The 6,437-nt window shown below is 71.0% G+C and carries 6 protein-coding genes; all 6 read right to left on the bottom strand.

The genetic code is table 11. The features are described from left to right. Positions 1-171: 171 nt before the first annotated feature. A complete protein-coding gene (locus VFZ20_RS13935; protein WP_329684503.1) occupies positions 172-981 on the bottom strand; it encodes a TonB-dependent receptor in 810 nt (269 codons plus the stop codon). A gap of 277 nt (positions 982-1,258) precedes the next feature. Continuing rightward, on the bottom strand, positions 1,259-1,534 hold the full coding sequence (locus VFZ20_RS13930) for an Lrp/AsnC ligand binding domain-containing protein (RefSeq protein ID WP_329684502.1): 276 nt from the start codon (positions 1,532-1,534) through the stop codon (positions 1,259-1,261). After that, positions 1,534-3,690, bottom strand: a complete 2,157-nt coding sequence (locus tag VFZ20_RS13925) for an ABC transporter permease subunit/CPBP intramembrane protease (RefSeq protein WP_329684504.1) — start codon at positions 3,688-3,690, stop codon at positions 1,534-1,536. The genes VFZ20_RS13930 and VFZ20_RS13925 overlap by 1 nt, the downstream gene beginning before the upstream one ends. Further along, a complete protein-coding gene (locus tag VFZ20_RS13920) occupies positions 3,690-4,412 on the bottom strand; it encodes an ATP-binding cassette domain-containing protein (RefSeq protein ID WP_329684501.1) in 723 nt (240 codons plus the stop codon). The genes VFZ20_RS13925 and VFZ20_RS13920 overlap by 1 nt, the downstream gene beginning before the upstream one ends. A gap of 625 nt (positions 4,413-5,037) precedes the next feature. Continuing rightward, positions 5,038-5,757: a hypothetical protein gene (locus tag VFZ20_RS13915; protein WP_329684500.1), complete on the bottom strand. Its 720-nt coding sequence runs from the start codon at positions 5,755-5,757 to the stop codon at positions 5,038-5,040. A 158-nt stretch (positions 5,758-5,915) separates the two neighbouring features. Continuing rightward, on the bottom strand, positions 5,916-6,437 hold a 522-nt coding region (locus VFZ20_RS13910), incomplete at its 5' end, for a hypothetical protein (protein WP_329684499.1).

The raw sequence follows: 6,437 nt of genomic DNA, 5'->3' as shown, positions 1-6,437 counted from the left end.
CCTCCGCGGGCGAGACACACCCGGCCCAATCCGCAGGATCCGGCGCCCGCACCTGGTCTCCTCTCTCCGCGAGGAACGAGCGGGGAGAGGCCGGGAGAGGGGCGGGCTGCTCTCGGCGCGAGCGATGCGGATGCGGGGATGAAGTCTCCATCCCCGCATCCCGCGATCCCGTCACTCCCCCCGCGTCTCGCCGCGGCGGGTCCAGATCACGATGGTCCCGCATCCCACCCAGCGGGTCACGAACTCGGCGGGGGTGTCGGACTCGCCGCGATAGATCTCGATCCCCTCCACCTCCGACGGCTGAACGTAGTCATCGATGGCTTGGTCCTGGCGCGGGCTTCCGCGAAACGGGCCGCCCATGGACGGCTGGCTCACCAGCATCCCGTCCACGAAGAATACCACCGTGCACCGGTCGCCGCTGCTGCCGCGCGACATCGTCATCCCGCCCACGCCGCCGCGCGCCGCGTGCCCGTTCAGGCCGGGGAGGGTGCGCAGCATGTCCGTGACGCGCGTGGGGCTGCGGGCCTCGATCTCCTCCCGCGTGACGAACCGCCCCTGCCCGCGCTCCAGCCGGCCATAGAAGCCCTCCAGCACCGGGCTCACGGTCCGCCGCGAGCGCGTGACCACCGTCACGGGGGCGAGCGCCACGCTGGCGACGGCCATCCGCAGCTGCAGTTCCACGACGGAATCGGCGGAAAGGCGCAGGGTGCCGGACGATTCGCGGTAGCCCACGCGGCGCGCCCGCAGCCGGTACGGGCCGGGGCGCACGTCGTCAAAGACGAATCCGCCGGCGCTGTCGGTGAGGATCTCTTCGCGCCACCCGCCGCGGGTGGCGCCCAGGTGCACGCGCGCGCTGGAGATGGGCGCGCCGCTGCCGGCGTCCAGCAGAACGCCGCGAACCTGGATCTGGGTGGGAGCGGGGCGGGCCGCCAGCAGCGCGGCCAGCCCGGCGGCGACGAGGCACACGCGAGGCATTCGCATGCGCACCTCCGGTGCACGGGGACGGAGGCGGACCGGGACGTCGGGACGGCCGCGCCGCCCCACAAGGAGAACGGCAAGCGCGAGACCGTTCTGACACCGTTCGTCCCAACGTCAAGCGCCGAAGCCGAACGGTCGCGGACGCTTGGCCCGCTATTCCCTATTCCCTATTCCCTATTCCCTATTCCCTATTCCCTATTCCCTATTCCCTATTCCCTATTCCCTATTCCCTATTCCCTATTCCCTATTCCCTATTCCCTATTCCCTATTCCCTGCAGTCTCAGTCGAACATGTCCCACGCGCGCTCCAGGTCCTGCCGCGAATACACGCGAAAGGCCGTGAGCGTGTTGGTGCGCTCGATGCCGGACACCTGCGCGATCTCTTCCGTCACGATCGTGGCGATGCGCTCGTACTCCTTGACCCGCACGACGGCGATCAGGTCCCACTCGCCGGACACGGAGTACACCTCCACCACGCCGTCGATGCCCGCGATGCGGCGGGCCAGCGCGGGAACGTCGCCGGGAACGGCGCGGATGAGCACGACGGCGGCTACCATCAGGGTTCTCCCGTTGCGAGGGGGACGGAGGACGAGATCGGCGGAACGTCGCGGCGGGGCAGCAGGCGCAGCCCCAGCACCAGCAGCGCCGCGCCGCCGATCACCGTGGGCCAGGCCAGCTCCTCGCCCCGAAAGGCAAAGCGCTGCACGGACGGCTGCCACAGCAGCACCACGACGAACGCGTTGTTCAGAAAGTGCATCAGCATACTCGCGAAAATCGATCGCGAGTGCCAGACCACCCACCCCATCAGCAGGCCGATCCACATCGTCGGCAGGAACCGCAGCGCCGTCTCGAACGAGAGATGGAAGCCGCCAAAGATGGCCGCCGACAGCAGCACCGCCCGCCACGCCTTTTCCTCGCGCGACAGCGACTGCAGCAGGATGCCGCGAAAGACCAGCTCCTCGCAGAGGGCCGGCGTGATGGCGGCGATGAACAGCAGCCACAAGGCCCGCTGCGCGTCCGTAGCCGTCAGCAGGTTCTGCAGGGGCATGAGCGCCTCGGCGCCGCCCTCCCACAGCTGCAGCTGCAGCCAGCCGATCAGCCAGCCCACGGGAATGCCGCCCAGGGCGATGAGCGCGGCCGCCAGCAGGGCGCGGGGGCGCGGCGGGCGGATGGCCAGCGCCTTTCGCGCGTCGTACGGCCCCCGCACGGCGAACGCGATCGCGGGAAGCGCCAGCAGCAGGTACTGCGAGATGACGAGACCGCGCTCCACGTGGTCCCGCTGCAGCCGCGCGCCCAGGTGAAAGTACAGCAGGCCGATGAAGGCGATGAACACCATCGCCTCGGCCGGCAGCGGCACGCCCCGCTCCGCCGCGCGCCAGCCGCGCAGCCGGTCCGCCCATCCGCCGTCCTTCGGCGCCACGTCGCCCGACCCGCCGCCGAACAGCACCTCCTCGCGCCCGAACGCGCGCGCGGCGAACGCCAGCGCCAGCCCCGCGTACACGACGGTGGACAGGATGGCCAGCACGGACGGCAGCAGGGGCGCGCCGCCCGCCATCAGCTCGCGAAAGAACATCCCCACGCCCACCACGGGGACCACGGCCAGCGCCGGCGTGAAGTCGATCCCCGGCATGCTGACGATGAACAGCGGCAGCGTGGCGCCCAGCTGCACGGGCGTGAGCGCGTTCTGCGCCTCCTTGAACGACTGCGCGCGGACGGCCAGGCCCAGGCACGTGGCCGCGAACAGCACCGCGAGCGGGATGAGCGCCGCGAAGATCAGCAGCGCGGCGGCGGGCGGCAGCGTGAAGCGGATCTGCGCCGCCTGGCCAAAGCGAAAGAGGCCGGACTGGAAGGTGAGCAGCATGCTGGCCAGGTTGGCCACCGCCGCCGCCAGGCCGATGAGCGCCACCGCCGTGAACTTGCCGGCCACGATCTCCGCCGCGGGCACGGGCGCCGTCAGCAGCGTCTCCAGCGTGCCGCGCTCCTTTTCCCCCGCCGCCAGGTCGATGGCGGGATAGAAGGTGCCCAGCAGCGTCATCATCACGAGGATGAGGGGGAGAAAGCGGCCCAGGGCGTATCCGCCCGCCTCTTCCGCCGTCGCCACGGAGGTGTCCGCGACGGCCAGTGGCGTGGCGAACGTCGACGGCAGCTGGGCGGACTGCAGCCGCCGCGCGAGCAGCGTGTCGTTCCACGCCTCCAGCCGCGCCCGTGCCAGCCCCTGCGCGCGCTGCGACCGGTCGTCCGAGCCGTCGAAGAGGATGCGCGCCTCGCGGGTCCCGGCGTCGGGAAGTGCGAGAGTGCGAGCGTGCGAGAGTGCGAAAGTGTCCGGCCGCTGCGCTCCCGCTCCGGCCGTCGCTGATTGGGTGGATGCCGATCCGGCGGACGCCAAATCCGTCGGGGCGGGTCCGAGGAGGACGGCCGCCTCCACCTTGCCCTCGCGCACGGCGGCGACGGTCGCGTTGGCCGATCCAAAGACGCGGATGGCCGAATCCGCGTCCAGGAAGCGGACGAGCGCCGGGTCCGCGCCCGCGACGGCGACCTTGGCGGGCGCCGCGCTAAGCTGCTTCTGGCCAAAGATGGCCAGCTGCTGCACCAGGACGAGGATGGCGGGATAGAGCAGCGTGGGCAGCACGAGCATCATGAAGAGCGTGCGCCGGTCGCGCACCGTCTCGCGCAGCTCCTTGGCGAGCACCGTCCGCACGGTGTTCCAGCGCATCACGCGGCCTCCCGCGCGATGCGAAGGAACGCGCGCGCCAGGTTGGGCTCGCCGCTGCGCCGGACGATGTCGTCCGCCGTCCCTTCTTCCACCAGCCGGCCGCCGGCCAGGATGCCCACGCGGTCCGCCAGCAGCTCCACCTCGCTCATGTGGTGCGTGGAGAAGAGGACGGCGCGTCCGCGTTCCCGCGCATCGGCCACGAAGTCGTAGATGGCCTGCCCGCTCAGCACGTCCAGGCCCAGCGTGGGCTCGTCCAGCACCAGGGCGGGCGGATCGTGCACGGCCGCGCGGGCGATGCTCACGCGCTGCCGCTGGCCCGTGGAGAGCCGTCCGCACAGCCGGTCCGCGAACGGGCCGATGCCGAAGCGCTCCACCATGGTCTCCACGCGCCCGTGGATCTCCCCGTCGGGCACGCCCTGCAGCTGCGCGAAGTAGCGCAGCACCTCGCGGGCGGTGAGCCGGGCGTAGAGGCCCATGGACGCGGCCAGGAATCCCAGGCGGCGGCGCACCTCCAGCGGCTGCGTGCGGGCGTCGAACCCGTCGATGCGCGCGGTGCCGTCCGTGGGGGTGAGCAGCGTGGCCAGGCAGCGCAGCGCGGTGGTCTTTCCCGCCCCGTTGGCGCCCAGCAGCGCGTACACCTCGCCGGGGTGCACGCGCAGCGAAAGCCCGCGCACGGCGACAAAGGGGCCGTAGGCCTTGGTGAGCGCGTCGAACTCGATCAACGGACGGCGAGTGCGTGAGTGCGGAAGTGCGTGCGTGCGGGAGCTGGCTGGCCGCACGGGCAAGATATGGCCCACGGCACGGCCGCGCGACGGGCGGGGGCGGATCGTGGGTGGGATGCAGCGAGATGCGGGTTGGGATCGAGCGGAGGGGGATGGTTTCATCCACGGGCGAGGGCCCCCTCCTCCCGCCCCCTGCCCCCGCTTCGCGGGGGAGGGGGAGAACTGCAGGAACTTATCCGCGATCTGATTTCCTGAGGGAGGCGCCGCTGAATCCTTGCTCGAGCGCCAAACTCCGGCGCCGACCGAAGGATTTCCTCTCCCGCGCTCGGCCTCTCCTTCGCGCGACGAACCGCGAACCGGCATCCGTGCGCGCTGCGGAGACCCAGCGGCGGCGGGCAAGATCCTTCGGGGCCCGGGCATCCTGCACCAGCGGGGTCTGGGAGGGCCCCTCAGGAAGACAAGCCGGTTTCTGCCGAAGGGTTCGCACCCCGGTGCGGGGAACCAGACGGGGTGTCTGCCAGGCGGCAGAAAGCCCGTAGAAGTATACACCCCCTCCCGCGCAGTTTGCGGGAGGGGGTGGACGAGCCTAGGCGAGGCCGGGGGAGGGCCCCCGCACTACCGCACTTCAGGGCTGCAGCGCCTTGACCGCGTCGGGCAGCGCGAACTCCGAGACGGGGATGTCGGCGTGGGAGACGGAGACGAGCGTCGTCACGACCTCCTGGCCCATCGCGGACGACGTGAACCGCGACGGGTACTTGAGCCCGTCGAACTCGCGGTACTCGTTGTACACCACCGTCACGGGCACGCCATTCTGCTCGGCTTCCATGCCCGCCATCAGCCCCGTCTCCACGTCGAAGCAGCGCGACGACGTGCTGCCGGCCGTGGTGGTCATCCGCACCTTCCAGCACGCCTTGCCGCCGTACTCCGCCCGCTCCGTGGTCTCCACCGACGCGTAGTCGTCAAAGAGCACGTCCGAGTCGAAGTTGGCGCGGGCGCGCACCTCGTCGGCCTGCGGACCCTGCAGGATCATGGGGCCGCCGGGCGTGACGGCCCACGCCGTGGTGCCGTCGAAGCCCGAACGGATCTCGCCCATGGGCGTGGCCATGATGGCGATCTGCTGGTTGGGGCGGCGCTGGACGGCCTCCACGTTGATGGTGGCGCCGCCGCCGTCCACCGTGTACACCAGCCGGCGCGACTGGAAGCCCTGCGCCCGCTCGCGCCCGCCGATGGCCTCGGCGTAGCGGTCCAGCACCGTGCGCGCGGCGGGAAGCTCCTGCGCGGCCGCGGGGCCGGCGAACACGGCCACGGCCACGGCGGCCATCGAGATCCTGCGAATCACCTGCATCTGCCCCGCTCCATCCATCCAGGAGGAAAGTCCTGCCGCCGCGCGGAAGTGCGCGCCGTCCACCGTCACCGCCCCGTCAACGTGGATGCGGCGGCCCGATCCCGGCCGCCGCACCGCGTACCTTCGTACCCCGTACCCTCGTACGGCGGTTCCGGGGCTTACTGCTTGAGCGCCGCCACCTCGGCCGGCAGCGCGAAGATCGACGCCGGCACGGCCTCGGTGCTCATCTCGTTGATGGTCATCACCATCTCCTGGCCCATCACGCTCATCCGCGTGCGGGCGGGCATCTTGACGCCGCCAAAGTCGCGGTAGTCCTCGAAGGTCACGTTGCTCTCGATGGTGCCCATCTCCGACTCCATCCGCGACGTCAGCCCCAGCAGCAGCTTGGTCTCGGTGTCGAAGCAGCCGAACGCCTCGTCGCCGTTCTCCGCCACCATCCGCACCTTGTAGCACGGGCGGCCGGCCATCTCGGTGCGTTCCACCGTCTCCATCGTGGGGAACAGCTGGTCAAAGCGCAGGTTGGCGTCAAAGTCCGCCTGGCGAACGGTCTGCTCCAGCTCGGCGCCCTCGATGACGGGCGCGTCCTGCGCGATCACGACGTCGCCCGAGTCGGTGTCCTCGACGAGGATGTCCACGTCGATGCACTCGCGCATCGAGACGTCGAGCGTGGTGCCGGTGCC

Origin of the sequence: Longimicrobium sp., assembly GCF_036280135.1 — a bacterium.
GTDB lineage: Bacteria > Gemmatimonadota > Gemmatimonadetes > Longimicrobiales > Longimicrobiaceae > Longimicrobium.
This window is presented reverse-complemented; position numbering and strand designations above follow the sequence as displayed.